Origin of the sequence: Kitasatospora cineracea (assembly GCF_003751605.1) — a bacterium.
In the GTDB taxonomy this organism is placed as follows: domain Bacteria; phylum Actinomycetota; class Actinomycetes; order Streptomycetales; family Streptomycetaceae; genus Kitasatospora; species Kitasatospora cineracea.
In genome coordinates this window covers 1,378,695-1,404,219 of sequence record NZ_RJVJ01000001.1, presented here as the reverse complement: position 1 = coordinate 1,404,219, position 25,525 = coordinate 1,378,695, and the positions used below count along the sequence as shown (strand labels likewise).

Annotated in this window: 23 protein-coding genes; 13 read left to right on the top strand and 10 right to left on the bottom strand. The window is 74.6% G+C overall.

All coding sequences use genetic code 11. The annotated features are described in order from the left end of the window. Positions 1-77: 77 nt before the first annotated feature. The 4 genes from EDD39_RS06350 to EDD39_RS06335 all read right to left on the bottom strand — a co-directional run bounded on the left by EDD39_RS06350 (position 78) and on the right by EDD39_RS06335 (position 3,867). Complete coding sequence (locus tag EDD39_RS06350) at positions 78-818, bottom strand: glycosyltransferase family A protein (protein WP_244256620.1); 741 nt, start codon at positions 816-818, stop codon at positions 78-80. After that, the gene (locus EDD39_RS06345) at positions 815-1,822 is read right to left on the bottom strand and encodes a 3-oxoacyl-ACP synthase III family protein (protein WP_123553880.1); all 1,008 of its coding nucleotides are present in this window, start codon (positions 1,820-1,822) and stop codon (positions 815-817) included. The genes EDD39_RS06350 and EDD39_RS06345 overlap by 4 nt, the downstream gene beginning before the upstream one ends. Before the next feature lie 174 nt (positions 1,823-1,996). Further along, positions 1,997-3,481 (bottom strand): flotillin family protein, encoded by a 1,485-nt coding sequence (locus tag EDD39_RS06340; protein ID WP_123553878.1) that lies wholly within the window; start codon positions 3,479-3,481, stop codon positions 1,997-1,999. Between the two features lie 185 nt (positions 3,482-3,666). Beyond that, on the bottom strand, positions 3,667-3,867 hold the full coding sequence (locus tag EDD39_RS06335; RefSeq protein ID WP_123553876.1) for a hypothetical protein: 201 nt from the start codon (positions 3,865-3,867) through the stop codon (positions 3,667-3,669). 252 nt (positions 3,868-4,119) lie between these two features. Between EDD39_RS06335 and thiC the strand changes: the two genes are divergently transcribed. From thiC to EDD39_RS39360, 3 genes are all read left to right on the top strand, one after another. Beyond that, the gene (gene thiC, locus EDD39_RS06330; protein WP_123553874.1) at positions 4,120-5,901 is read left to right on the top strand and encodes a phosphomethylpyrimidine synthase ThiC; all 1,782 of its coding nucleotides are present in this window, start codon (positions 4,120-4,122) and stop codon (positions 5,899-5,901) included. Positions 5,902-6,026: 125 nt separating this feature from the next. Beyond that, positions 6,027-6,488, top strand: a complete 462-nt coding sequence (locus tag EDD39_RS06325) for a hypothetical protein (protein ID WP_148089398.1) — start codon at positions 6,027-6,029, stop codon at positions 6,486-6,488. A 198-nt stretch (positions 6,489-6,686) separates the two neighbouring features. Further along, complete coding sequence (locus EDD39_RS39360) at positions 6,687-6,833, top strand: hypothetical protein (protein ID WP_162869954.1); 147 nt, start codon at positions 6,687-6,689, stop codon at positions 6,831-6,833. Positions 6,834-6,927: 94 nt separating this feature from the next. Here the strand turns inward: EDD39_RS39360 and EDD39_RS39355 are convergent, their stop codons facing one another. After that, a complete protein-coding gene (locus EDD39_RS39355; protein ID WP_162869953.1) occupies positions 6,928-7,920 on the bottom strand; it encodes a hypothetical protein in 993 nt (330 codons plus the stop codon). Between the two features lie 226 nt (positions 7,921-8,146). Next, entirely contained in the window at positions 8,147-8,986 is an 840-nt protein-coding gene (locus EDD39_RS06315; RefSeq protein WP_148089397.1) for a SecDF P1 head subdomain-containing protein, read from the bottom strand. A gap of 107 nt (positions 8,987-9,093) precedes the next feature. On the opposite strand from EDD39_RS06315, the gene EDD39_RS06310 reads away from it, so the two are divergent. Next, positions 9,094-9,684 (top strand): TetR/AcrR family transcriptional regulator, encoded by a 591-nt coding sequence (locus EDD39_RS06310; protein ID WP_123553868.1) that lies wholly within the window; start codon positions 9,094-9,096, stop codon positions 9,682-9,684. Positions 9,685-9,769: 85 nt separating this feature from the next. After that, positions 9,770-10,984 (top strand): M20 metallopeptidase family protein, encoded by a 1,215-nt coding sequence (locus EDD39_RS06305; RefSeq protein WP_123553866.1) that lies wholly within the window; start codon positions 9,770-9,772, stop codon positions 10,982-10,984. Positions 10,985-11,002: 18 nt separating this feature from the next. Here the strand turns inward: EDD39_RS06305 and EDD39_RS41925 are convergent, their stop codons facing one another. After that, positions 11,003-11,998 (bottom strand): Lrp/AsnC family transcriptional regulator, encoded by a 996-nt coding sequence (locus EDD39_RS41925; protein WP_123553864.1) that lies wholly within the window; start codon positions 11,996-11,998, stop codon positions 11,003-11,005. 121 nt (positions 11,999-12,119) lie between these two features. On the opposite strand from EDD39_RS41925, the gene EDD39_RS06295 reads away from it, so the two are divergent. After that, complete coding sequence (locus EDD39_RS06295; RefSeq protein WP_162869952.1) at positions 12,120-13,517, top strand: MFS transporter; 1,398 nt, start codon at positions 12,120-12,122, stop codon at positions 13,515-13,517. A 262-nt stretch (positions 13,518-13,779) separates the two neighbouring features. Here EDD39_RS06295 and EDD39_RS06290 read toward each other — a convergent pair whose 3' ends face one another. The 3 genes from EDD39_RS06290 to EDD39_RS06280 form a co-directional block, all read right to left on the bottom strand. Then, positions 13,780-14,643 (bottom strand): hypothetical protein, encoded by an 864-nt coding sequence (locus tag EDD39_RS06290; protein WP_123553860.1) that lies wholly within the window; start codon positions 14,641-14,643, stop codon positions 13,780-13,782. Between the two features lie 164 nt (positions 14,644-14,807). After that, entirely contained in the window at positions 14,808-15,956 is a 1,149-nt protein-coding gene (locus EDD39_RS06285; protein WP_123553857.1) for a metallophosphoesterase, read from the bottom strand. A gap of 165 nt (positions 15,957-16,121) precedes the next feature. Further along, positions 16,122-17,279, bottom strand: coding sequence for a LacI family DNA-binding transcriptional regulator (locus EDD39_RS06280; protein WP_030459554.1), 1,158 nt, complete (start codon positions 17,277-17,279; stop codon positions 16,122-16,124). Positions 17,280-17,566: 287 nt separating this feature from the next. On the opposite strand from EDD39_RS06280, the gene hisC reads away from it, so the two are divergent. The 7 genes from hisC (at position 17,567) to EDD39_RS06245 (ending at position 25,323) form a co-directional block, all read left to right on the top strand. After that, a complete protein-coding gene (gene hisC / locus EDD39_RS06275; protein WP_123553855.1) occupies positions 17,567-18,643 on the top strand; it encodes a histidinol-phosphate transaminase in 1,077 nt (358 codons plus the stop codon). 301 nt (positions 18,644-18,944) lie between these two features. Further along, entirely contained in the window at positions 18,945-20,330 is a 1,386-nt protein-coding gene (locus tag EDD39_RS06270) for an efflux RND transporter periplasmic adaptor subunit (protein WP_123553853.1), read from the top strand. After that, a complete protein-coding gene (locus tag EDD39_RS06265) occupies positions 20,330-21,109 on the top strand; it encodes an ABC transporter ATP-binding protein (RefSeq protein WP_123553851.1) in 780 nt (259 codons plus the stop codon). Before EDD39_RS06270 ends, EDD39_RS06265 begins: the two co-directional genes overlap by 1 nt. Further along, positions 21,106-22,308: an ABC transporter permease gene (locus tag EDD39_RS06260; RefSeq protein ID WP_123553849.1), complete on the top strand. Its 1,203-nt coding sequence runs from the start codon at positions 21,106-21,108 to the stop codon at positions 22,306-22,308. Before EDD39_RS06265 ends, EDD39_RS06260 begins: the two co-directional genes overlap by 4 nt. 12 nt (positions 22,309-22,320) lie before the next feature. Next, positions 22,321-22,950 carry a DUF5666 domain-containing protein gene (locus tag EDD39_RS06255; protein WP_123553847.1) on the top strand — a complete coding sequence of 210 codons (630 nt, stop codon included), beginning with the start codon at positions 22,321-22,323 and terminating at the stop codon, positions 22,948-22,950. A gap of 146 nt (positions 22,951-23,096) precedes the next feature. Continuing rightward, the gene (locus EDD39_RS06250; RefSeq protein ID WP_279633957.1) at positions 23,097-23,858 is read left to right on the top strand and encodes a response regulator transcription factor; all 762 of its coding nucleotides are present in this window, start codon (positions 23,097-23,099) and stop codon (positions 23,856-23,858) included. A gap of 1 nt (position 23,859) precedes the next feature. Then, positions 23,860-25,323 carry a sensor histidine kinase gene (locus tag EDD39_RS06245; protein ID WP_123553842.1) on the top strand — a complete coding sequence of 488 codons (1,464 nt, stop codon included), beginning with the start codon at positions 23,860-23,862 and terminating at the stop codon, positions 25,321-25,323. The last annotated feature ends 202 nt before the right edge of the window (positions 25,324-25,525 follow it).

Genomic DNA, 25,525 nt, shown 5'->3' with positions numbered 1-25,525 from the left:
CCTCCGGCGGCATCGACCCGCCTCTCCCCGGGCCCCTGACGGGGCTCTGCGACGGGGTTCTCCGGCGGGGCCTCCGGTCATCTGACGTCGGCGCTGCGGTGGCCGGGGCCGCGTTCGAGGTACCAGCGGGCGGTGCCGCGCAGGCCGTAGGCGCGGATGCGGCGGGTGGAGTTCTGGACGACCATGTCGGGGCGGTGGACGATCGCGGTGGTGTGGCGGCGGATCCGGTTGATGAAGGCGCGGTCGGTGGGGGAGGGGCGGCGGGGCATGCCGTCGGTGGCGAGGTAGAGGTCGGCGGTGATGGCCATGTTGTTGCCGGCGTGCATGCGGTAGGGGGTGAGGTAGCCGTGGCGGCGGCGGTGGGCGGGGCGGATCCGGCCGAAGAGGGCGCCGAGGGCGACCAGGGCGCGGAAGACGGCCCGGCCGAGCGGGCCGTGCTCGTCCCGGCGGGCGGTGACGCGGCCGCAGACCAGCCCGCCGGAGGCCAGCATCCCGGCGCGGGCGGCGCCGGCCCAGCCGGGTTCGGGGAGGCAGTCGGCGTCGGTGCGGGCGAGCAGGGTGGCGCCGTGGTCGATGGCGTGGCGGAAGCCGGTGTCGACGGCGCAGCCGACGCCCTTCTCGGGTTCGACCAGCAGGTGGACCGGGAAGGGGGCGGTGCGTGCGAAGGCGAGCACCTGGTCGGGGGTGGTGTCGGTGGAGCCGTTGTCGACGACCAGCAGGGTGAAGTCGCGGTCGTGCTGGGCGGCGAGGGCGCGCAGGGTGGCGTCGATCCGGGCGGCCTCCTGGTAGGCGGGGACGATCACCCACAGCTCGGTCACGACTTCTCCCAGACCATCGTCATCAGGCTGACGCCGCCGCCGAGGCCGACCATCAGGACGCGGTCGCCGGTCTCCAACTCCGGCATGATGCGGTCGAGTTGGACGCCGATGGTGGCGGAGGCCAGGTTGCCGAGTTCGGGGACGGTGACGACCAGCCTGTCGGCGGGGACGCCGGTGAGCTCCACGAAGCGCTCCAGGTAGGGCAGCGTGACCTGGTGGACCAGGACCCGGGCGTAGGCGTCCCAGCCGAGGCCGGTGCGGGCGGCGACCCGGGTGAGGATGTCGGCGCCGATCTGCTCGAAGACGCCGCGCAGTTCCTTGCCGCCGCCGCGGAAGTAGCTCCACTCGTCGCCGCGCGGGTGGCGGGAGCCGCCGCCGGGGATGCCGCCGACCTCCCAGTGCTCGGAGGCGGTCTGGGTCTCGACGTCGAGGATGCCGCCGCGGTCGACCCGTTCGACCAGGACGGCGGCGGCGCCGTCGCCGAAGGTGTAGCCGGCGAAGCCCGCGCGGAACTCGGCGAGCCCGGACGGGTCGCGGCGCATGGCCCGGCTGGGGGTCTCGCCGGTGACCACCAGGGCGCGGGTGGCGCGGCCGGCCAGGATCATCGCGCGGGCGGTGTCGATGCCGTTGAGGAAGCTGTTGCAGGCGTTGGATATGTCCAACGCGTGGGCGCGGGAGCCGAGTTCGGCCTGGACGAGGTGGGCGGTGGCGGGTTCGCAGACGTCCCGGGAGGCGGAGGCGAACAGCAGCAGGTCGAGGTCGGCGGGTTCCAGTCCGCGGGCGGCCAGGGCCCGGCGGGCGGCGCCGAGGGCGAGCGTGGAGGGGTGCTCGTCGGGCCCGGCGAAGCGGCGGGTGCGGATGCCGGTGGCCTTCTCGAACATGCCGTCGGGCAGCGGCAGGCGGGCGCCGGCCGCCACCTCATCCTGCAACTGCCGTGAGGTGACGGCCCGTTGCGGGAGGTGGGAGCCGACGGCGGTGATTCCGACACGGGGCAGCAGGTCCATGCTCCGATGCTGGCGCGGGGGCGGTGGAGGGGGCGTGAGTACGGGTACTCAGCTGCTGCCCGGGATTGCGGAGACGATGCGTCGGTACGCGGAAGCGCCGGGCGGGAACGGCGCGGCCCGTACGGCGGTGGTGCTGCCGTACGGGCCGGGTGCTGCCGGTGTCCCGGCGGTGCGTCAGTTGCCGCTGTCGGCCTGCACCGGGATGACCTGGGTGGCCGGGGCGGGCTCCGCCGGGGCCTCGGCGGGGGCGCCGGTGTTCATCGAGGTGAGCAGCTGGCGGGCCAGGCCGAGGCCGGTGCCGCCCATGGTGAGCGCCTTGGCGAACATCTCGGACATGCCCTCGGCGCCGTTCAGCAGCACCATGTGCTCGACGTTGCCGAAGGCGTCCGCGCCGGCCCGGACGATGGCGGGCCAGTTCTCGGCCAACTGCTGGGCGACGACGGCCTCCTGGTTCTCGGCGAGGGCCGCGGCGCGGGCCTTGATGCCCTCGGCCTCGGCCAGGCCCTGGGCCCGGGTGGCCTCGGCCTCGGCGAGGCCCTTGGCGCGGGCGGCCTCCGCCTCGGCCAGGCCCTTGGCGGCCTCGGCGGCGGCCTGGGCCTCACCGGTGGCGCGGGTGGCCTCGGCGGCGGCCAGGCCGCGGGCCCGGGTGGCCTCGGCCTCGGCGGCCGCGGCGACCTTGACCCGGTTGGCCTCGGCGGCGGTCTTCAGGTCGGTCTCCCGGGAGAGCGCCTCGGCGGCGGAGATCCGGGCGTCGCGGTCGGCCTCGGCCTTGGTGCGGGTCTCGTACGCGCGGGCGTCGGCGGGCTTGCGGACGTCGGCCTGGAGCTGCTGCTCCTTGCGGTGCGCCTCCAGCTCGGCGACCTTGGTCTCCTGGACCACGACCTCCTGCCGGGCGGCGGCCTGGGCGAGCGGGCCGGCCTGCAGCGCGCGGGCCGCGGCGGTGTCCATCTCGGCCTGGTAACCGGCCTGCTGGATGCCGGAGTTGCGCGTCGCCTCGGCCTTGCGGGCGAACGCCTCCTGCTCGGCCTCGGTGGCCCGGCGGTCGGCCTCGGCGGCCGCGATCCGGGCGTCGCGCTGGACGGCGGCGGCGTGCGGGGCGGCCAGGTTGGTGATGTAGCCGGTCGGGTCCAGGATCTCCTGGATCTGCAGCGAGTCGATGATCAGGCCGAGCTTCTCCATCTCGATCCCCGAGGCGGAGCGGGTCTCCCCGGTGAGCCGCTCGCGGTCGCGGATCATGTCCTCGACGGTCAGCCCGCCGACGATGGAGCGCAGGTGGCCGGCGAACACGTTGTGCACCCGCTGGCCCATCATCTTCTGCTGGTCCAGGAAGCGGCGGGCGGCGTTGGCGATGGACGACGGGTCGTCGCCGACCTTGAAGATGACCACGCCCTTGACGTGGACCGGAATGCCCTGCGAGGTCACGCACTCGACGTCCAGCGCGGCCTCGTTGAGGTCCAGCGACAGCCGCCGGACCACCTGGACGCCGGGCACCACGAGGGTGCCCCGTCCGGTGATGATGCGGAAGCCGAGGCCCTCGCCGTGCTTGGAACCCGAGATGACCAGTGCCTCGTTCGGTTCCGCCACCCGCCACATCAACTTGAACAGCAGGACCAGCAGAACGATGCCGGCGACGACTCCCCCGGCGATGCCGATGAGCATCGGGAACTCCCCCTTCGTGGCACACCGGTCCGTGGCTGCGCAGGGTGGTGCAGTTGTGGGCGCGGAATCCGGTGGCAGCGGCATTCTCCGCCGCCCGGCGGCGGGGTGGAAGGCCCCGCACCCGTGGGAACTGTCACTGTCTCGAAACAGTGGTAAAGGGTTTGCAAAGCCCTGCTGAGGTGTAGTCAGAAGGGCTCGACGTACACCGTGCGCGGTGGCTGGTAATCGACCACGACCACCATGGAGCCCGGCTCCAGCGGCTCACCCGGAACGGCCCGGTACGCCAGGAACGCCTCGCTGCCCGGGCGTTCGGGAACGCTCACCATCACCTCGCCGACCAGGCCCGCGCCGATCCGCCCCGTCACCCGCCCCACCAGTCCGATCACCCCGGCGATTCTTCCACCCCGCACGCCGCCCGCACAGGCCGGGCGCACGCCCCGCACCGGGGGTGCGCCCTGGACCGTCCGCGCCCGGTGCCCTACGGTGAGCGGCGGACACAGGCGCAAACGCCTGTGCGGAACGGGAGCTCGGAGCACCGGGCTGAGAGGGCGCTGACGGTACGCGGGCCCGCGTACCACCTGCTGCGCCGACCGCAGGAACCTGACCGGGTAATGCCGGCGTAGGGAGTTGAAGGTCGCATGACCACGTTCGCCGAAGACACGTCCGCCCAGCAGCCGACCGCCACCGGGTACCCGACCCCGGCCTGGCGCAAGGCCCACCGCCAGGGCAGCCGCCCCGACCTGCGGGTCCCCTACCGCGAGGTCCACCTCACCGACGGGAAGACCGTCCCGCTGTACGACACCTCCGGTCCGTACACCGACCCCGCCCAGCCCACCGACGTCCGGCGCGGCCTGGCCCCGCTGCGCGACCCCTGGATCCGCCAGCGCGGCGACGTCGAGGAGTACGAGGGCCGCGCGGCCCGGCCCGAGGACGACGGCATCCGGCACACCGCCCCGCGCGGCGGCGACCTGCGCACCCTGGACGCCGTCTTCCCGGGCCGCCCGCGCCGCCCGCTGCGCGCCCGCGACGGCGTCGCCGTCACCCAACTCGCTTACGCCAAGCGCGGGTTGATCACCCCCGAGATGGAGTTCGTCGCGCTCCGGGAGGGCCTGGAGCCGGAGTTCGTCCGCGAGCAGGTGGCCCGCGGACGGGCCGTCATCCCGGTCAACGTGAACCACCCCGAGAGCGAACCGTCCATCATCGGCACCGACTTCCTGGTGAAGATCAACGCCAACATCGGCAACTCCGCCGTCACCTCCTCGATCGAGGAGGAGGTGGAGAAGATGACCTGGGCCACCCGCTGGGGCGCCGACACCGTCATGGACCTCTCCACCGGCCGCAACATCCACACCACCCGCGAGTGGATCCTGCGCAACTCCCCCGTCCCGATCGGCACCGTCCCGCTCTACCAGGCGCTGGAGAAGGTCGACGGCCGGGCCGAGGAACTCAGCTGGGAGGTCTACCGCGACACCGTGCTCGAACAGTGCGAGCAGGGCGTCGACTACATGACCGTGCACGCCGGCGTCCTGCTGCGGTACGTCCCGCTGACCGCCCGCCGCAAGACCGGCATCGTCTCGCGCGGCGGCTCGATCATGGCCGCCTGGTGCCTGGCGCACCACCAGGAGAACTTCCTCTACACGCACTTCGAGGAACTCTGCGACCTGCTGCGCGCCTACGACGTCACCTTCTCGCTCGGCGACGGCCTGCGCCCCGGCTCGATCGCCGACGCCAACGACGAGGCCCAGTTCGCCGAACTCACCACCCTCGGCGAACTCGGCCGGATCGCCCGCGCCAAGGACGTCCAGGTGATGATCGAAGGCCCCGGGCACGTCCCGATGCACAAGATCCGCGAGAACATGGACCTGCAGAAGGAGATCTGCGACGAGGCCCCGTTCTACACCCTCGGCCCGCTGACCACCGACGTCGCACCCGGCTACGACCACATCACCTCCGGCATCGGCGCCGCGATGATCGCCTGGTGGGGCACCGCGATGCTCTGCTACGTCACCCCCAAGGAACACCTCGGCCTGCCCGACCGCGACGACGTCAAGACCGGCGTCATCACCTACAAGATCGCCGCCCACGCCGCCGACCTCGCCAAGGGCCACCCCGGCGCCCAGGCCTGGGACGACGCCCTCTCCGACGCCCGCTTCGAGTTCCGTTGGGAGGACCAGTTCAACCTGGCCCTCGACCCGGAGACCGCCCGCGCCTTCCACGACGAGACCCTCCCCGCCGAACCGGCCAAGACCGCGCACTTCTGCTCCATGTGCGGACCCAAGTTCTGTTCGATGAAGATCAGCCACCAGATCCGCGACGAGCACGGCGGCGAGGCCGAACAGGCCGCGATCGCCGGAATGGCCGAGAAGTCCGCCGAGTTCGCCGCCCAGGGCAACCGGGTCTACCTGCCGCTGGCCGACTGACCGGGCCCGTCGGCCGCCAGGCCCGGGAGCACCGTCCTGCTCCCGGGCCCTGCCGGCGGTGGCCGCCCCGGGAGGCGGGAGGGGACTTCCCGGGGCGGCACGGGCCCACTGGTATGCATTCCGCCATGACTCAGCAGAACCAGGCCGCCCCGGACGTCGCCGGATGGACGACTGACTGCCGCACCATCACCCACGACGTGCTGGCGGCCCTCGGTCTGCCCCGGGACCTCGTGCGGACCGATCCGGGCAGGGCGATCCGCCTCGTCGGGGAACAACTCGACGAGCGGGCGGCCGATCCCGCTCTTCAGACCGAGCAGGACCGGATGTTCAACTCCCAGGTGATCATGGGGTTCACCGCCGAGTTCCTGATCAGCGTGCACGGGGCCCGGTGGGACTGGGTGATCGACGCATCGTCCCCCTTGGGCGGCCGCTGGGTCATCACGGACTTCGTTCACCCGATGGGCCAGGAGACGGCTCCGGTGGATGTTCCCGGACTCGCGTACGAGGCTGCGGCCGGCGGGGACCCGGGCCTTGTGGACGTGATCAATCGGGCAGAACGGCTCTCCATGATCCGGGTGTTCCGTTGATCGGCACCTGACCTTGGACGACAAGTGGGTGACGCGCCCTGCCGGAGGGACTTGTCGTCCTGCTTTCGGGCTGAAGCGGTCGCCGACGAAGACCGGCCGCCAGCTCCGCGACGAGCACGGCGGTGAGGCCGAACGGGCCGCGATCGCCGACATGGCCGAGAAGTCCGCGGCCGCCCTCCCACCGCGGCAGCGGTCCACGTGGACGCGCGTGTCGACCTCGCCCACCGTCGGCTCGTCGCCGCCGCGCGCGAGGCGATCATCGAGGAGGGTCCGGCAGCCGGGCAGCTCTGCGGGCTGGCCGCGCTGCGCCCCCGGCCCGCCCGCGCCCTGCGCCGGGCGCCATGAGCCGGGCGGTCGGGCGGCGGACCCGGGGCGGGGGACGCCGCTGCCCCGGCCGGGGGGACCGGTCGGGGCAGCGGACGGGGTGCGGCGGGGCGGGTCAGCCGGCCGGGGTGCCGTCGAGGTCGAGGTAGTACTTCACGGAGTTCTCGACCGGGCCGCGGTCGGTGGTGGAGGTGAGGCTGAGCCGGTCGCTGAAGTAGGAGCTGCTGCTGCGGTCGAAGTCGACGAGGGAGAGGCGCAGCCGGTACTGGTGGCTCGCGCCACTGGCCAGGCCGCCGGGGACCGGGGGGAGGCGCCAGGTGTTGTCGGTGCCGGGGACGGTGACCCAGGCGCCGTCGCCCCAGACCTCCAGCGCGAGGGTGGCGGGGCTCTGCCGGGTGCCGTCGCCGAAGCGGAGGGTCGGGTGGACGGTGCTGGTGCTCGCGCCGTTGTTGAGCAGGTTGAGGGTGGTCTCCATCGGCTGCTGGAAGCGGACGGTGCCGGAGAAGCCGTCGAAGGTCTGGTAGAAGGCGCCGGTGGGGGCGGTGACCGGCAGGTTCAGCGGGTCGCTGACGGTGCTGTCGCCGAGGTCGTTGCGCAGCGCGACGTTCACGGCGGTGTCGTCCGCCGGGAGCGCGGCGGTGAGCTTGAACGAGACCTTCCAGCTGTAGGTGGTGTGGGCCGGCACCGTGAAGGGCGTGCTGGCCATGGAGTTCAGGGGGAGGACGGCGCCGGCGAACTCGTTGGTGCCGCTCCAGGTCCGCAGGCCGTAGGTGTCCGGGGCGGAGACCGCGGTGGCGCTGAAGTCGATCCACTGCCAGTTGGCCGGGGCGGAGCCGACCGGGGTGACGGCCACCGACGGGTGGAACGGCTGCGCCTGGTCGGAGTTGTTGGTGACGGTCATGGTCAGGTCGGCGCCGTCGCCGCTGCGGGTCAGCGGGCCCTGGTCGGGGGCCTGGGCCAGGGTGGCGACCAGGGGCTTGGCGGCGGGGTCGCCGGACGGGGCGTCGGCGGCGGAGGCGGCGGTGGGCGCGAGGGCGGCGGCGGTCGCGGCCACCGCGACGGCGGTGGCGAGCAGGCGGGAACGGCGGACGGACGGACGTGCGGACATGAGTGGTCTCCCCCCGGAGAACTGCTGGACGCGGCGGTCGTGCGCTGTGGATCGGTCCGGGTTCCTTCGCGGACCCAGCGGCTGCGTCGGACAGATCTTCGCAGGCGGACCGTTCGTGCGCGGTCCTGGAACCGTCACCTTCGTGTAACAGGCCGTCAGGAGAGCTGCTCGGGGCCGCTCCGTACCGCGTACGAGTCGGCGGCGGCCGGGTGCAGGGCTGCCTGGTTCAGGGTGCCGGGGTGACGGGGTGGAGGTCGGCGGGCAGGGTGGGGGTGGCGAGTTGGGCTGCGAGCTGCTTGGCCTCGTCGGCGTCGAAGGAGCCGGTGATGACGGCCGAGCCGCCGGTGATGGCCTGCTGGACGGCGGGGTGGGAGACGACCGCGCCGTCCAGGACGACGGCGAGCTGGTTGGCGGGGGAGTCGAGGACGGCGATCCGGCCGGTGAGGTCGGCGAAGGCGGTCGTCCCGGCGGGGGTGAAGTTCAGCCGCACCTGCCAGCCGGAGCCGTTCGGGTCGAGCGCGGCGCTGCTGTCGGTGATGTCGGGGCCCCGGAGCGCGACCGGGCCCAGGACGAACTTCGAACGGCCTTGCGGCTGCGGGGTGCTGTCGCAGGCCAGGACCTGCTCGCCGGGGTCGGCGGCGGCGGGGGCCGTGGCGCAGTCCAGGGCGGCGAAGCGGTCCTGCAACGGCGCCGGGACGCCCGCCGCCGGTGCGGCGGGGGTGGCGCCGTCCGCCGCGGCGGCGAGCACCGGGCGGAACTCCAGGGCGGGCCGGTGGGTGAGGGCGGTGAGCCGGTCGCCGATCGGGCCGGCCACCGAGAGCGAGAGGACGCCGCCGTCGGTGGTCACCTTCGGATCCGCCAGGCCCAGCAACTCGGCGCGCCGGCGCAGCTGTTCGGCCGCCCGGCCGAGCGCGTCGGCGTTCAGCGGCTGGTCGGTGGTGAAGGCGGCCACCGTCCGGGGCCGGGTGTCGGCCGGGGCGCCGGAGGCGCAGGCGGCGGCGCCGAGGGCGCAGGCGAGCAGCAGGGCGGCGGTGGCGCCGCCGGTGGTTCGACGCGGGTGCCTCATGCCGTCCATGGTGGCAGCCGGAGGTCCGGGCGCGGGCCGAATCCGCTTGATGCGCAAGGGAGTTCGAGGCGGGGCGGGAAGCGCCGGGACCGCTTAGCCTGGGAGGCATGGCCACCCATGCCCGTGCCCGTCTGCTCGACACCGCCGAGGCGCTGTTCTACGCCGAGGGCATCCGCGCGGTCGGGGTCGAGCGGATCCTCGCCGCTTCCGGTGTCGGCCGGGCCTCCTTCTACCGGCACTTCGCCGGGAAGGACGCGCTGGCCGTCGCCGTGCTCACCCGCCACGACCGGGACTGGCGGGACTGGCTGGCCGCCCGGGTGGCCGAGCTCGGCGGCCACCCGCTCGCGGTGTTCGACGCGCTCGCCGAACGCTTCGCCCGGGAGGGCTTCCGCGGCTGCGCCTTCCTCAACACCATGCTGGAGACCGCCGACCGGGACAGCCCCGCGCACCGGGTCGCCGCCGCCCACAAGCGGCGGGTCGCCGGCTACCTGGCCGGGCTGCTGGCCGCCGCCGGGCACCCGCCCGCCCTGGCCCGGCAGCTGCTCCTGCTGATGGACGGCGCGACCGTCACCGCGCTGCGCGAGGGCGCCCCCGCGCCCGCCGCCGAGGCCCGGGCGATCGCCGCCGCCCTGCTGGCCGCCGCGCCGCCCGGGCCGCCGCCGGAAGATTCGTGCGCGTCACCCGTCCGTCCCGCCTGATCCGTGCACCGGGGCCGGGCCGGGCCGCCGCGGGGTGAGGATGCCGGGGAACCGTCCGCTCCCCGTCCACCCAGGAGGCGCACCCATGTCGGCCGACGTTCACCCCCCGCTCGACGAACTCCGCCGCGCCGCCGCCGCGCTGCAGCCCGGCCTCGTCGACCTGCGGCGCGCCCTGCACCGCGACCCCGAGCTCGGGCTCCACCTGCCCCGCACCAGGGACCGGATCCTCGCCGCCCTGGACGGCCTCCCGCTGGAGGTCACCCTCGGCGAGCGGCTCTCCTCGGTCACCGCCGTGCTGCGCGGCGCCCGCCCCGGCCCGGCCGTGCTGCTCCGCGCCGACCTCGACGGCCTGCCCGTGCAGGAGGACACCGGTCTGCCGTACGCCTCCGAGAACCCCGGCACGATGCACGCCTGCGGCCACGACCTGCACACCGCGGCGCTGGTCGGCGCGGCCCGGCTGCTCGCCGCCCGCCGCGAACGGCTGGCGGGCAGCGTGGTGTTCATGTTCCAGCCCGGCGAGGAGGGCGGCGGCGGCGCGGCCCTGATGGTCGAGGACGGCGTCCTGGACGCGGCCGGCGAGCGGGTCCGGGCCGCGTACGCCCTGCACGTCGGCGCCGCCCTGCTGCCGGCCGGCTACGTGGCCGGCCGGCCCGGGCCGATCATGGCGGCCTCCGACACCCTGCGGGTGGTGGTCCGCGGCCGCGGCGGCCACGGTTCCAGCCCGCACCTGGCCACCGACCCGGTGCCCGCCGCCTGCGAGGCCGTCCTGGCCCTGCAGACCATGGTCACCCGGCGCTTCGACGCCTTCGACCCGGTGGTGCTGACCGTCGGCACCCTCCACGCGGGCACCGCGGCGAACGTCATCCCCGACGAGGCGGTCTTCGAGGCGACCGTCCGCTCCTTCTCCCCCGCCGCCCGGGAACGGGTGCTCGCCGAGGCGGTCCGGGTGGTCCGCGGCGTCGGCGAGGCGCACGGCTGCCGGGTCGACGCGGTGGTCGAGCACGGCTACCCGGTGACGGTCAACGACCCCGCCGAGGCCGCCCACGCGGAGCGGACGGTGCGTCAACTGCTGGGCGAGGACCGTTACATCGAGATGCCGCGCCCGCTGGCCGGCTCCGAGGACTTCGGCGTGCTGGCCGAGCACGTCCCCGCCGCGTACGTCATGGTCGGCGCCTGCCCGCCGGACACCGACCCGTTCACCGCCCCGTACAACCACTCCGCCGGGGCCCGCTTCGACGACGGCGTCCTCGGCGACGCGGCGGCCCTGCTGGCGGCGCTGGCGCTCGGCCGGCTGGGCTGAGGCCCCGGCGGGGCGCGGTCAGGGCTCGATCGGGACGTAGTCGGTCCGGCGGCCGTCCGGGGTGAGCAGGTGGCCGACCAGTTTGAGGGTGCGCAGCGTGACGTGGCGGTCGTGCACCCGGATCGCCGGGTGGTGCTGGGCGAGGTCCTGCTCGATCCGGCGCAGGTCGGGCAGTTGCGGGGCGACCAGGTAGAGGGCGAGGTTCGCCGGGCCGACGGTGACCGCGCACATCCGGGTCTGCGGGAGGGCGGTGAGGCGGCGGGCGGTGTCGGGCAGCGCGGCGGGCGGGACGTCGAGCCAGAGCATCGCGCCGACCGGGTGCCCGGTGACCCGCGGGGAGGCGTCGCAGCGCAGCACCGCCCGGCCGGAGTCGCGCAGTTCGGCGAGGCGGCGGCGGACGGTGGTGGCGGGCAGGCCGGTGCGGGCGGCGAGTTCGGCGTAGGGCATCCGGCCGTCCGCGCCGAGCGCCCGGATCAGCGCGAGGTCCTCCTCGACCCGGCGGTCGGCGACCGGGCGGGCCGTGCCGGGCGGGGGCGCGGCGATCGCGCGGCGCTGCTCGGCGTCCAGCGCCCCGTTGCTGAACCGGCTGCCCTCGGCCACGGTGCGCTCGACCAGCGTGGTGCGGGTGCGCAGCACGCCGGGGACGGTGCCGAGCCGGTCCAGCAGGTAGGCGGTGAGGGCGGCGTGGTCGTAGGCGGCGACGGTGAGCAGCAGGTCGGCGTCGCCGGTGACGAGTTCGATGCTGGCGGCCTGCGGGTGCCGGGCCAGGGCCGCGGCGACGCCGGTGACCCGGTCGGCGGGGCAGTCGACCCGGACCAGCGCGGTGAGGCCGCGGCCGATCCGGTCGGCGGAGGGGTAGCAGGTGACCCAGGCGTCGCCGTTCGCGGTGAGCCGGGCCCAGCGGCGGGACAGGGTGGCCGGGTCGACGCCCAGCGGGGCGGCCAGCCGGGACCAGGGCGCGCGCGGGTCGACCCGGAGGGCGTCGACGAGCGCCAGGTCGAGTTCGTCGATCATGGCTGATCCTTGCGCGGGGTCGGCCGCAGGAACGGATTCGTGCGTGGGCGGTGCGGTGGCCTCCAGGTTAGCCATCCTTGCCGCCACCCCCACCGCCCTCCGCACCCCCACGGAACCGCCGATGACCGTCGCCGTCGAACCCCGACCGTCCCGCCTCCCCCGCGCCGCCGCCTCCGCCGTCCCGCTGCTGGCGCTGGTGGAGTTCGCCAGCGGGGTGCTGCAGGGCGGGTTCCCGATCCTGCTGCCCCGGCTCGGCGAGCACCTGGACCTGAGGGCCTCCGACCTGAGCCTGGCGCTGGGCGTCGAGTTCCTGGTGTCGGGCGTCGCGGTGCCGCTGACCTCCCGGCTGGGCGACCTGTACGGGCACCGCCGGCTGCTGCGGGCCACCGTGCTGCTGACCCTGCTGGGCTTCGCGGTCACCGCGCTGGCCCCGGACCTGCCGGTGCTGCTGGCCGGGCGGGCGCTGTCCGGGTTCCTGGCGTGCTGGCTGCCGCTGGAGTTCGCCGTGCTGCGCGACCGCCTCGGCGAGGAGCGCGGCGGCCGGGCGGTCGGGCTGCTGGTCGGCGCGCTGACGGTGGGCTCCACGCTGGGCGCGCTCGCGGTCGGCGGCCTGGGCGCGGACCCGGCGGCCACCCGCCCGCTGCTGTGGGCGCTGGCCGTCCTGCCGGTGCTGGCGCTGCCGGTGGTGTGGTGGCTGGTCCCGGAGTCGGAGACCCGGGCGGCGGGCCGGACCGACTGGGCGGGCGCGGTCCTGCTCTCGCTGGGCCTGACCCTGCTGCTGTCCGGCCTGGGCGCGAGCGGGGTGCTGCCGGGCGCGGTGACGCTGCCGCTGCTGGCGGCGGGGGCGCTGCTGCTGGCGCTGTTCGTCCGGCAGGAACTGCGGGCGGCCGAGCCGATGGTGGACGTCCGGCTGCTGGCCCGCCGGGCCACCGCGCCGGTGTTCGGGCTGAGCTTCCTGCTGGGCTGCGCGCTGTACGGGGCGCAGGGGCCGACGCTGGCGTTCGAGGCGGCGAAGCCCGCGGAGACCGGCTACGGGCTGGGCGCGGTGCCGCTGGTGCTGGGGCTGCTGGTGCTGCCGCAGACCGCGGCGGCGACGCTGGGCGCGGTGACGGCGCACCGGCTGACCCGGCGCCACGACGTCTCGGCGGTGCTCGGGGCCGGGTTCGCGCTGTGCGCGGCGGGCTACGGGACGATCGCGCTCGGGCACGCGGCGGCCTGGCAGTTCGCCCTGGGCGGCGCGCTGGCCGGGTACGGGGCCGGGCTGGGGCTGAGCCTGCTGCCGGCCCTGCTGATGCGGCGGCTGCCCGCCGACCAGACCGGCATCGGGACGGGCGTCTACAACACCCTGAAGTCGCTGGCGGGCGCGGCGGCGGGCGTGGTCGCGGCCGCCGTGCTGGACCACCTGCTGCTGCGGCCCGACGTCCCCTCCGCCGCCGCGTACACCCTGGTCTGGGCGGGCTGCGCGGTGCTGTGCGCGCTGGGCGTGCCGGTGGCGCTGGCGCTGCGGCCGCGCCGCTGAGCGGCCCCGGGGCGGCCGTCCGTCCGGGCGGGCCTCGGCGGTGTCCCGACGGTACGTCAACTTCCCGGACAGTACCGGGTGGATGCGGTGCGGTCGGCTGTGGCGCGGTGGTGACGGACCGGGCGCGGGTGCGGGATGTCCGCCTGGTGTGAGTCCCGTACGCCTCCCCGGCGGGGCCCGCGGCCGGCCGCTCCGGCGCCGGCCTGCTCCGCCCTGGCGGCCGTCGCTGCCTCCGGGGCGGAGCGTGTTCCGGCCCCGGGGTTCAGACCTCGTTGGGGCCGGTGAAGCCCGGGCCCTCGGGACGGGGGTGGCCCCGGTCGTCGGTGAGGCCCTCGGGGCCGGGGCTGGTGAAGTCGGGGGAGGAGTAGCCGGGGCCGGTGAACTCGGCCGGGCGGGAGTTCCCCTGACCGTCGGTCAGGCCCTCGGCGCCGGGGCTGCTGAAGCCGGGGGAGGAGTACGCGGCGCGGCTGTAGCCGGGGCTGTGCAGGTCGGGCGGGGCGGTGCGGGCGGCCGGCAGCGGGGCGGCCGCGGGGGCGGCGGCCAGGTTGGCGTGCAGCCAGGGCAGCAGGGCGCGTTCGCGCAGCGCGGTGCGCCAGGCGTCGCGGGCCTCGGCGAGGTCGGCGTGCTGCTGCGGGTCGGCGTGGCCGGGGGTGGTGGCGGCGTCGCGCAGCGCGGTGAGGACGAGTCCGGCGCCGCCGACCAGCAGGGCGGCGGCGGCGACGGCCAGCGCCAGCACGCCGGCGGTGACGGTGGAGCGGCCGAGCGCGAGGTCGGGCGCGGCGGCCCGCAGCAGCCAGCCGAGCAGCAGCAGGACGAGTCCGGCGGCGCCGGCCAGGACGGGGGTGAGCACGGTGAGGACGGGGAACAGCCCGGCCCCGGCGGCCGGGGCACTGCCCGGGTGCTCGGCGAGCGCGGTGCGCAGCGCCAGGTAGTGCGCGTACTCGGGGGCGGCCGGTGCGGCCACGGTGTCGGCGTCGGCGAGCGCCTTGGTGTGGAGCTGTTCGGCGGTGAGGTGGGCGCCGGGTTCGGCGAGGGCCTGTCGGACGCCGGTGTCGCGCAGTGTTTCGCCGAGCAGGCGCGCGAAGTCGGCGCGGTCCTCGGCGAGCAGGCGCGGGGGGTTGCTCATGGGTGCCCCGTTCCGCGAGGTCGACGGAGGGTCTGTGGCCTCGATGGTAGGGGCGGCCGGGAGCGGGCCGACAGTCTCTTTCCGGAACTTCCGGGCGCTCAGTTCCCTTGCGCCGCGGTGCAGTTGCCGTTCGGTTGTTCAGTGCGGGGGTGTTCCGGCGGGGGTCAGTTCAGCGGCAGCCGGGCGACCAGCAGGCGGCCGTCCATGGTCACGCCGCCGTCCATGGCGATGGCCAGCTCGTCGGCGTAGATGTACGGGCCGGGGACGTGCGGCGGGGAGCCGTCCTCGGGCTGGTCGCCGGTGAGGTACGGGATCGGGCTGTGGCCGTGGACGACCCGGTAGCCGCCGTACACGGCGAGCAGTTCCTGGGCGGCCATGGTGCCGGCCTGGCCGCGGAAGGCGAAGCGCTTGGTGAACTTGCGGAAGGCGTCCCACCACTCGTCGATGCCCTCGTCGGCGAGCAGGGCGTGCACGGCGTCGTTGACGTCGGCGATGGTCTCGCCGTACTCGAGGTACGCGGTGGTGTCGGAGTGCAGCAGCAGGTGGCCGTCCTCCAGGGCCATCGCGGGCAGCCGGGACAGCCAGCTGATGTGGTGCGGCTGCAGGCGCTCCAGGTCGTGCTGCTGGCCGCCGTTGAGCCGCCAGGCGGCGAGGAAGGAGGCGGTGCCGGCGGTGGACTGGACGGCCTCGTCGCCGTAGCGGGAGGCGCCGAGGAAGAGCAGTTCGTGGTTGCCCATCAGGGCGCGGCAGTAGCCGCCGGCCGCGGCGGCCTCGGCGGCGAGCTGCATGACCAGGTCGATCACGCCGATGCCGTCGGGGCCGCGGTCGGTGAAGTCGCCGAGGAACCAGACCCGGGAGCGGCCGGCCGACCAGTGGCCGTCGGTGTCGATCAGGCCCTGCTGGTGGAGGGCGGCGAGCAGTTCGTCGAGGTAGCCGTGCACGTCGCCGATGACGAACAGCGGGCCGGGGCCCTCGCCGGGCTCGGGCTGCGGGTACGGGAAGTGCACCTCGACCGGCTGGGTCTCGATCGGCGGGCCGAGCTCGATGGTCGGCGGGTCCTCGTGCGGGGCCTGCCCGGTGGGCGCGTAGTGCCCGGGGACGGGGGCCGCCCCGGTGCCGAACTGGCTTGCGGGGGCCCAGTGCTGTTCCAGGTAGCGGGCGCCGCCGAAGGTGCTGTGGGTCTCCTCGTACGGGTAGCCGACGGGTGCGGCCGGTTCGAAGTAGGAGCCTTGCGGGAGCACGTCGAGGTCCTGGCGGGGGCGGGGACCCGAGTGCGGGTGCTCGGGTTCGCGGAAGAGGTCCTCGGGTGTCATTCGCCCATCATAGGAAGCGCAGTCTCCCGTCGTCCTCACCTGGTCGGTATCCGATTTCCGCCGCACCGCCCGGCCCGCCCCGCGCGGGCCGCCGCACCGTCCGGTCTGCACCGTTTCGCGGTGGTCTCGACCAGTGGTGGGGCGGGCCGGCGGCGGGCGGGGCGGCTACACCTCGCCGGGCGGCCGGGGCGGGCTGACGGTGGTGCGCGGGCTGCGGCGCTGCGAGGAGGCCCGGACGATCAGCTCGGTGGGCATCAGGGTGCCGGGCGGCGGGCCGGTGCCGGCCGTGCGGTAGCGCGGCGGGAAGAGCCGGCCGGGGGCGGTGCCGGTGCCGGCGTCGACCCCCTCGATCGCGTCGATCAGCAGGTTGACCACGGTGGTGCCGATCCGACGGGGTTTCAGCGACAGCGTGGTGATGGGCGGTTCGGTGTTGGCGTACACGTCGGACTCGCTGCAGCACACCAGCAGCAGGTCGTCCGGCACCCGCAGCCCGTACCGGCGGGCGGCGGCCAGCAGGTCGGTGCCGTTCGGGTCGAACAGGCCGTAGACCGCGTCCGGGCGGTCCGGGCGGGCCAGCAGCCGGTCGGCGGCCACCGCCCCGGCGGCCGGGTCGTGCGCCGGGTACGCCTCGTAGACCGGCTCCTGGCCGACCCGGTCGCACCAGGCCAGGTACGCCTCGGTGGAGAGCCGGGTGTAGGTGTCGGTGGAGGTGCCGGTGAGCAGGCCGATCCGGCGGGCGCCGGCCTCGCTCAGGTGCTCCAGGATGCCCAGCACGGCGGCCTCGTGGTCGTTGTCGACCCAGGCGGTGACCGGGCAGTTGCCCGGTTTCCCGTCGGAGACCACCGGCACCCCGGACCGGTACAGCTCGGTGACCAGCGGGTCCTGGTCGGGCGGGTCGATCACCACCGTGCCGTCGAGCGCGATGTTGCTCCACACGTCGTGCCGGGAGGAGGCGGGCAGCACCACCAGGGCGTAGCCGCGGCCCAGCGCGGCACTGGTGGCGGCCCGGGCCATCTCGGCGAAGTAGGCGAACTCGGTGAAGGTGAACGGCTCTTCGCCGTACGTGGTGACGGTCAGTCCGATCAGGCCGGACCGCCCGGTGCGCAGGGTGCGGGCGGCCGCGGACGGCCGGTAGCCGAGGCGCTCGGCGACCTCGCGGACCCGGCTGCGGGTCTCGTCGGGGAGCCGGCCCTTGCCGTTCAGGGCGTCCGAGACGGTGGTGATGGACACGCCGGCGGCCGCCGCGACGTCCCGGATGCCGGCCCGCTCCAGGCGCCGGGACGCGGTGGCCCGTCGACCGTTCTGGTTGGCTGCTGCTGTCATGGCGGACCGATCGTATGGCGCACGGCGGCGGTCCGTGACCGGTTCGCTACAGGACGTCGGAGATACGTTTCTCCATGAACGGCTCCGGCGGCCCCCCTTCGAACCCCGCCGTTTTCCGGCCCCGATACCTCTGACATGTGCCAAAGGAACCCGGCAGAATGGCCGAACTGCACCCGTAACCCGGACGAGCATCTCACCCGCACGGGTGAGGGCGGTCGGTATCGTTCACGGCACCCGACCGGGGGCGGAACGGCGCCACCGCCGAGTAACGAGAAACGGAGAACCCCGTGGTTCAGCGCGAACACGGCCCCCGCCTGCGGCCCAGCCTGGACGGCATCCCCAGCTACAAGCCGGGCAAGCCCGCCGGAGCCGACGCCTTCAAGCTCTCCTCCAACGAGAACCCCTACCCGCCGCTGCCCGGCGTGCTGGAAGCCGCGATCGCCGCCGCGGGCGCCTTCAACCGCTACCCCGACATGGCGGTCAGCGGCCTGACCGCCGAACTCGCCGCCCGCTTCGGCGTCCCCGCCGAGCACGTCGCCACCGGCACCGGCTCGGTCGGCGTCGCGCAGTCCCTGGTGCTCTCCGCGGCCGGCCCCGGCGAGGAGGTGATCTTCGCCTGGCGCTCCTTCGAGGCGTACCCGATCATCACCCAGGTCGCCGGCGCCACCCCCGTGCCCGTCCCGCTGACCGCCGACGAGGCCCACGACCTCGACGCGATGCTCGCCGCGATCACCGACCGCACCCGGCTGATCTTCGTCTGCAACCCCAACAACCCGACCGGCGCGGCCCTGCACCGCGAGGAACTGGTCCGCTTCCTGGACGCCGTCCCCGCGCACGTCCTGGTCGTGCTGGACGAGGCGTACCGCGAGTTCATCCGCGACGCCGACGTCCCCGACGGCATCGAGCTCTACCGCGACCGCCCCAACGTCTGCGTGCTGCGCACCTTCTCCAAGGCGTACGGCCTGGCCGGCCTGCGGGTCGGCTTCGCGATCGCCCACGAGCCGGTCGCCGACGCGCTGCGCAAGACCGCCGTCCCGTTCGGCGTCAGCCAGCTCGCCCAGGACGCCGCGGTCGCCTCGCTGCGCGCCGAACAGGCCCTGCTGGAGCGGGTCGAGGCCCTGGTCGCCGAACGCACCCGGGTCACCGCCGCCCTGCGCGCCCAGGGCTGGACGGTCGTCGACTCCGAGGCCAACTTCGTCTGGCTGCGCCTGGGCGAGCGCACCCTGGACTTCGCCGCCGCCTGCGCCGAGGCCGGCGTGGTGGTCCGCCCGTTCGCCGGCGAGGGCGTCCGGGTCTCGATCGGCGAGGTCCGGGGCAACGACCTGTTCCTGGCCGCCGCGGAGGCGTTCCGCAAGGAGCTCTGAGGCGCCGTCGGGTGCCGGGGGCGGGCGGCGCGGTCGCCCGCCCCCGGCGGGGGCGCAACGGACCGGGCCGGCCAGGGCCTTCGGTCGTGCTCGGGCGGTGGTCGGCGACGGGCTCCGGGTGAAGCGGTGACGGGACTTCGCTGGGAGGTTTCTGGGAGCAGGGTCAAGGGCTGGTGGTCGGCCGGTAGGGGGCCGGTCCGGGGGCGGCCGGTGCGCGGGGATTTGTCCGGATCGCTGGTCCCAGCGGGCGTCCAGGATCCGCACAGAGCGGAGCAAGAGCGCCCGGCGATGCTTCTGCGCCATGAAGGTGCTTCCGCGACGGCGTGGGGCCGTCCTCGTCAACTCCGCGCTCGGCGTGGCCCTGCTCGGCGGGGCCGCGCTGGCGTACACCACGCTGGACAGCGGCACCAGCAAGGCCGCCACCAGTTCCAAGGTCAGGACCGCCACGGTCGCCAAGGGGACGGTCCAGGCCACCGTGTCCGGATCGGGCACGCTGTTCTCGCCGTCCGACGCCGCGCAGGACTTCACCACCGGCGGCCGGCTCACCGCGGTGAAGGTCGCGGTCGGCGACGCGGTGAAGAAGGGCCAGGTGCTCGCCACCGTCGACACCGCCGCCACCCAGCAGCAGGTCGACCAGGCGCAGGCCGCGCTCAACACGGCCGAGGCCAACCTGACCAAGGCCGAGGCGGGCGAGACGGTCACCACCACGGTGCCCGGCACGGTCGGCTCCGGCTCCTCGAACTCCGGCCGCAGCGGCGGCAGCGGCAGCAGCAGCGGCGCGGGCGCCCAGAGCACCCCGCAGCCGACCACCACGACCACCGTCAAGGTCGACCAGGCCCAGGTGGCCTCCGCCCAGCAGCAGGTCGACAACGCCGAGGCGACGCTCGCCAACGCCAAGGACGCGCTGGCCGGCACCACGCTCACCGCCACCACCGACGGCACCGTCGCCTCGGTCACCGGCAAGGTCGGCGAGACCGTCTCCGGCACCGGATCCGCCGGCTCGTCCTCCTCCGGCGGCAGCTCCTCCGGCTCGTCCGGCACCAAGACCGGCACCGGCAGCGGCAGTTCGAGCAGCACCCCGACCGGTTTCATCGTGCTGACCAACCCGGCCGGGATGGAGGTCACCGCGAACTTCTCCGAGCTGGACTCGCTCAAGCTGAAGAAGGGCCAGAGCGCGACCGTCACCCTGAACGCGCAGTCCGACACCAGGCTGGACGCCACCGTGCTGTCGGTCTCCTCGCTGCCCTCCAGCTCCACCAACGGCGCCGTGCAGTACGGCGCGACGCTGCAGATCGGCGGCGACACCTCCGCCCTGCGCACCGGCCTGAGCGCCACCATCTCGGTGACCACCGGCTCCGCCGAGAACGCCCTCTCGGTGCCCACCTCGGCCCTCCAGGGCACCGGCAGCACCCGCACCGCCACCGTGGTGCACGACGACGGCTCCACCGAGCGGGTGCAGGTCGCCGTCGGCATCGAGGGCGACAGCACCGTGCAGGTCACCGACGGCCTGACCGAGGGCGAGAAGGTCGAGCTGACCTCCACCACCGCGGGCACCGGCAACGGCTTCCCGTCCGGCCAGTTCCCCGGCCTGAACGGCGGCGCCGGCGGCTTCGGCGGCGGCACGGGCGGCTTCGGCGGCGGGACCGGCGGCTCCCGCAGCGGCGGCGGCGCCGGAGGCACCCGCTGATGCGCACCGCCAAGCCCCCGGTGATCCAGATCCGCAAGGTCACCAAGTCGTACGGCCACGGCGACGCCGTCGTGCACGCCCTGCGCGGGCCGACGACCGGCGGCGGCGAGCCGCTCGGCGTCGACCTGGACATCGCGGAGGGCGACTACGTCGCGGTGATGGGCTCCTCCGGCTCCGGCAAGTCGACCCTGATGAACATCCTGGGCTGCCTGGACGTGCCCACCTCCGGCCGCTACCTGCTGGACGGCACCGACGTCGGCCACCTGGACGAGGGCCAGCTCGCACTGGTCCGCAACCGCAAGATCGGCTTCGTGTTCCAGTCCTTCAACCTGGTGCCCCGCACCACCGCACTGGCCCAGGTCGAACTGCCGCTCGCCTACGCGGGCGTGCGGGCCGCCGAGCGGCGCCGCCGGGCGCTGGCCGCGCTCGGCCTGGTCGGCCTGGCCGACCGGGCCGGGCACAAGCCCAACCAGCTCTCCGGCGGCCAGCAGCAGCGCGTCGCGGTGGCCCGGGCGCTGGTCACCGCGCCCGCGATGCTGCTCGCCGACGAGCCCACCGGCAACCTCGACAGCCGCTCCACCGAGGAGGTGCTGGGCATCATCGACCGACTCAACGCGCGCGGCCGCACCGTGGTGGTGATCACCCACGAGGACGAGGTCGCGCTGCACGCCAAGCGGGTGGTCCGGCTGGTCGACGGCGCGGTCGTCTCCGACGTCCGGCAGGCCCCGGCCGACGGGCCGCCGCCCGCGCTGGCCGCCGCCGCGGGGGTGGTCGCGTGATCGCCTGGCAGATGATCCGCTTCGCGGTCGGCGGCCTGGCCGCCAACAAGGTCCGCTCCGCGCTGACCATGCTCGGCGTGCTGATCGGCGTGGCCTCGGTGATCCTGCTGCTCGCGGTCGGCAACGGCTCCTCGGTGGCGGTCAAGGAGTCGATCACCTCGCTCGGCACCAACTCGCTGACCGTCTCCTCCTCCGCCTCGCGCGGCTCGGCCACCGCCGCCAAGAAGCTCACCGTCGAGGACGCCAAGGCGCTCGCCTCGGCCACCGACGCCCCGGCCGTCAAGTCGGTCGCCCCGGTGGTCACCACCAGCGGCACCGCGCTGTACGGGAACATCTCGTACCAGCCCGGGCAGATCGTCGGCACCTACCCCGCCTACTTCGAGACCGCCAACCTGAAGGTCGACAGGGGCGACTACTTCTCCGCCGACGACGTGCTCAACTCCCGCAAGGTCGCGGTGCTCGGCGCGACCACCGCCAAGGAGCTGTTCGCCGCCGAGGACCCGGTCGGCAAGAAGATCACCATCGGCGGCACCCCGTTCACCGTGACCGGCGTGCTGAGGACCAAGGGCTCCACCGGCTTCAACGACCCCGACGACGTGGTGATCGCCCCGCTGCCGACCGTGCAGAACGCGTTCACCGGCTTCGGCTCGGTCAACCAGATCCTGGTGCAGGCGTCCTCCGCCGAGGCCACCACCGAGGCGCAGGCCGACATCACCCGGATCCTGATGGGCACCCACGCCATCAAGGACGCCACCAAGGTCGACTTCCGGATCAGCAACCAGACCTCGCTGCTGACCGCCCGCGAGTCCACCACCAAGACCTTCACCGTCCTGCTCGGCGCGGTCGCCGCGATCTCGCTGCTGGTCGGCGGCATCGGCATCACCAACATCATGCTGGTCACCGTCACCGAGCGGACCAGGGAGATCGGCATCCGCAAGGCGCTCGGCGCGCCCCGCGCCGTCATCCTCGGCCAGTTCCTCGCCGAGTCCACCCTGCTGTCGGTGGTCGGCGCCGGGCTCGGCGTGCTGGCCGGCATCGTCGGCTCGCACTTCTCGGTGGTCGGCATCAAGCCGGTGGTCATCCCCGAGTCGGTGCTCGGCGCGTTCGCCATCGCCGTCGCCATCGGCCTGTTCTTCGGCAGCTACCCCGCCAACCGGGCCGCCTCGCTGCGCCCGATCGACGCCCTCCGGCACGAGTAGAAGGAGACCCCCGTGTCTGACGACCAGGAGCTGCTGGCCACCGCGCCGGACGCCCGCGACATCACCGCCGAGCTGGCCGCGCCACCGCGCCGCAAGCTCCCCTGGCCGACCCTGGCGCTGGCCGGCTGCGTCGTCGCGGTGCTCTCGTTCGCGGGCGGTGTCTGGTACCAGAAGGACAACGGAACCAGCACCGGCGGCGGCAACCGGGCGAGTGCCACGAACGGGCGGTTCCCCGGCGGCACCGGCACCGGCGGCACCGGCCGCGGCGGCTACGGCGGCTTCGGCGGCGGCCAGAACGGCGGCACCGGCAACGGCCAGGCCCCCGGCGGCGCGGCGGGCGGCTTCACCCGCGGCACCGTGAAGTCGGTGGACGGCAGCACCGTCTACCTGACCGAGGCCAACGGCACCACCGTCAAGATCACCACCGGCGACTCCACCAAGGTCACCACCACCAAGGAGGGCAAGGTCGGCGACCTGCAGCCCGGCCAGAGCGTCACCGTGCTGGGCAGCAAGGCCGAGGACGGCTCCTACAACGCCACCCAGCTCACCGAGGGCGGCGCCGCGGGCGGCTTCGGCGGCCGCGGCGGCACCGGCGGCGGCACCGGGGCGGGCGCGGGTACCGGTTCGGGTACGAGCGGATGACTAATCCAATCTTCATTCACTTTGCGTAGTCTGGTCGGGCTAGGGTCTGTCTGACGGTGTCCGGTCGGGTCAGCCCGGCGGGCACCGCGGACAGGCCCCGTGGTGTCCGGGGTGGCCCATTCGTCCGGCCGGGAGGCGGAGCAATCGTGTCAGGCGCAGTGCAGTCGAACCCGGCCGCGGCGACCCAGGTCGGCGGCGAGCCGTTCCTGCTGGTGGTGGACGACGAACCGAACATCCGCGAGCTGCTCTCGGCCAGCCTGCGGTTCTCCGGCTTCCGGGTGGCCTCCGCCGCCACCGGCCAGGAGGCCCTGGACGCGGTCGCCGCCGAGCGGCCCGACCTGGTCGTGCTGGACGTCATGCTGCCCGACCTGGACGGCTTCACCGTGGTGCAGCGGCTGCGCGACCAGACCCAGTGGCCGCAGAGCCCCGAGCACGTCCCGGTGCTGTTCCTGACCGCCAAGGACGGCACCGGCGACAAGGTGCAGGGCCTGGCGGTCGGCGCCGACGACTACGTCACCAAGCCGTTCAGCCTGGAGGAGCTGATCGCCCGGATCCGGGCGATCCTGCGCCGGGCCGGCGGCCCCGCCGACGACGGCCGCCTGGTGGTGGCCGACCTCACCCTGGACCCGACCGCGCACGAGGTCACCCGCGGCGGCGTCCCGGTCTCGCTCTCCCCCACCGAGTTCAAGCTGCTGCACTACCTGATGGCCAACGTCGGCCGGGTGGTCTCCAAGGCGCAGATCCTCGACCACGTGTGGGCGTACGACTTCGGCGGCGACCTCTCCATCGTCGAGTCGTACATCTCCTACCTGCGCCGCAAGCTCGACTCCGGCCCGATGCACGGCCCCAAGCTGATCCACACGGTGCGCGGCATCGGCTACGCGCTGCGCCGCCCGCCGAACAGCTGAGATGGCCCGCTTCTCGCTGCGGGTGCGCCTGCTGGTGCTCGCGCTGCTGCTGGTCACCACCGGGCTGGTGGTGAGCGACACCCTGGTGCTGGGCACCGTCCGCGGCCAGCTGGTGGACCGGGCCGACGAGCAGCTCGACCGGTTCGCCGAACCGCTCTCCCGCCGCCCGCCGACCCGGCAGACCACCAGCTCGGTGTTCAGCGCGCAGAACGTCGGCCGCCGCTCCGGGCAGAGCCTGCCCAGCGAGTACGTGGTGCGCTACCTGGCCGAGGACGGCTCGGTGCTGTCGGTGATCCGGCAGCCGCTGAGCGACTCCGACCCGGCCCCGCAGCTGCCCGCGCTGGACCGCAAGGGCCTGACCGATCGGCTGGACGACCCGTTCACCGCCTCGGGGCCGAAGGCCGGCGAGTGGCGCTCGATGGTGCTGCCGCTGCAGCGCGCCACCGCGGGCGGCGACCTCGCGGTGCCCCGGTACGTGCAGGTCGCGGTGCCGCTGGCGGACGTCGAGTCCACCATCTCGCACCTGCGCACCACCTTCCTGACCATCGGCGGCGCGGTGCTGGTCGGCCTCGCGGGCCTCGGCGCGCTCGCGGTGCGGGCCGGGCTGCGGCCGCTGCGCCAGCTGGAGGCGGGCGCCCAGCGGATCGCCGACGGCGACCTGTCGTACCGGATGCCGGAGCTGCCGGTGCGCACCGAGGCGGGCCGGCTGTCCGCCGCGCTGAACGGGATGCTCACCCACATCGAGACGGCGTTCGCCGCCCGGGCCGCCTCCGAGCAGCGGATGCGCCGCTTCGTCGCGGACGCCTCGCACGAGCTGCGCACCCCGCTGGCGGGCATCCGGGGCTTCGCCGAGCTGCACCGGATGGGCGCGCTGCAGGACGTGGACCGGGCGATGGACCGGATCGAGTCGGAGGCGGTGCGCCTGGGCGCACTGGTCGAGGACCTGCTGATGCTGGCCCGGCTCGACGAGGAGCGCCCGCTCAACCTGGCCCCGATGGACCTGCGCACGCTGGCCGCCGACGCCCTGCACGACCTGACCGCGCTGGACCCGGGCCGCCCGGTCGCGCTGACCGGCCCGAACGGCCTGGGCTCCCCGCAGGCCGCGCCGGTGCTGGGCGACGAGGCCCGGCTGCGCCAGGTGGTGACCAACCTGGTGGGCAACGCGGTCAAGCACACCCCGTCCGGCACCGCGGTGCGGATCGGCGTGGGCCGGGCGTCCGGCGGCTGCCTGCTGGAGGTCGCCGACCAGGGGCCGGGGCTGACGCAGGAGCAGGCCGCCCTGGTCTTCGAGCGCTTCTACCGGGCGGACGCCGCCCGCACCCGGCTGCCCGGCCAGAGCGGCGGGTCGGGCCTGGGCCTGGCCATCGCCAGCGCCCTGGTCTCGGCGCACGACGGGGAGCTGTCGCTGCGCACCTCCCCGGGCGAGGGCGCGGTGTTCCGGCTCTCGCTGCCGCTGCAGCGCTGAGGCCCGCGCCGGTCTGACGCCAGGTCAGGGCGGGCGGTGTCAAGCGCCGTTCGGTACAGCCGGGCTGCCCCGGTGCCGCTTGTGGGGGGTCGGCCGGACGTCGGATCATCGGCGTGTCCGAGAACACCCCACCCCCGTGCATCCGCACCGATAAGCATCATGGATACTTCCCTTGTGAACGTGTTCACGTTCACAAGCGGAC

Bases quoted from the DNA above. Each gene is read 5' to 3' on its own strand.
- EDD39_RS06345 (WP_123553880.1), bottom strand. From the start codon at position 1,822: ATGGACCTGCTGCCCCGTGTCGGAATCACCGCCGTCGGCTCCCACCTC.
- EDD39_RS06340 (WP_123553878.1), bottom strand. From the start codon at position 3,481: ATGCTCATCGGCATCGCCGGGGGAGTCGTCGCCGGCATCGTTCTGCTG.
- thiC (WP_123553874.1), top strand. From the start codon at position 4,120: ATGACCACGTTCGCCGAAGACACGTCCGCCCAGCAGCCGACCGCCACC.
- EDD39_RS06325 (WP_148089398.1), top strand. From the start codon at position 6,027: ATGACTCAGCAGAACCAGGCCGCCCCGGACGTCGCCGGATGGACGACT.
- EDD39_RS39355 (WP_162869953.1), bottom strand. From the start codon at position 7,920: ATGTCCGCACGTCCGTCCGTCCGCCGTTCCCGCCTGCTCGCCACCGCC.
- EDD39_RS06315 (WP_148089397.1), bottom strand. From the start codon at position 8,986: ATGAGGCACCCGCGTCGAACCACCGGCGGCGCCACCGCCGCCCTGCTG.
- EDD39_RS06310 (WP_123553868.1), top strand. From the start codon at position 9,094: ATGGCCACCCATGCCCGTGCCCGTCTGCTCGACACCGCCGAGGCGCTG.
- EDD39_RS06305 (WP_123553866.1), top strand. From the start codon at position 9,770: ATGTCGGCCGACGTTCACCCCCCGCTCGACGAACTCCGCCGCGCCGCC.
- EDD39_RS41925 (WP_123553864.1), bottom strand. From the start codon at position 11,998: ATGATCGACGAACTCGACCTGGCGCTCGTCGACGCCCTCCGGGTCGAC.
- EDD39_RS06295 (WP_162869952.1), top strand. From the start codon at position 12,120: ATGACCGTCGCCGTCGAACCCCGACCGTCCCGCCTCCCCCGCGCCGCC.
- EDD39_RS06290 (WP_123553860.1), bottom strand. From the start codon at position 14,643: ATGAGCAACCCCCCGCGCCTGCTCGCCGAGGACCGCGCCGACTTCGCG.
- EDD39_RS06285 (WP_123553857.1), bottom strand. From the start codon at position 15,956: ATGACACCCGAGGACCTCTTCCGCGAACCCGAGCACCCGCACTCGGGT.
- EDD39_RS06280 (WP_030459554.1), bottom strand. From the start codon at position 17,279: ATGACAGCAGCAGCCAACCAGAACGGTCGACGGGCCACCGCGTCCCGG.
- EDD39_RS06270 (WP_123553853.1), top strand. From the start codon at position 18,945: ATGAAGGTGCTTCCGCGACGGCGTGGGGCCGTCCTCGTCAACTCCGCG.
- EDD39_RS06265 (WP_123553851.1), top strand. From the start codon at position 20,330: ATGCGCACCGCCAAGCCCCCGGTGATCCAGATCCGCAAGGTCACCAAG.
- EDD39_RS06245 (WP_123553842.1), top strand. From the start codon at position 23,860: ATGGCCCGCTTCTCGCTGCGGGTGCGCCTGCTGGTGCTCGCGCTGCTG.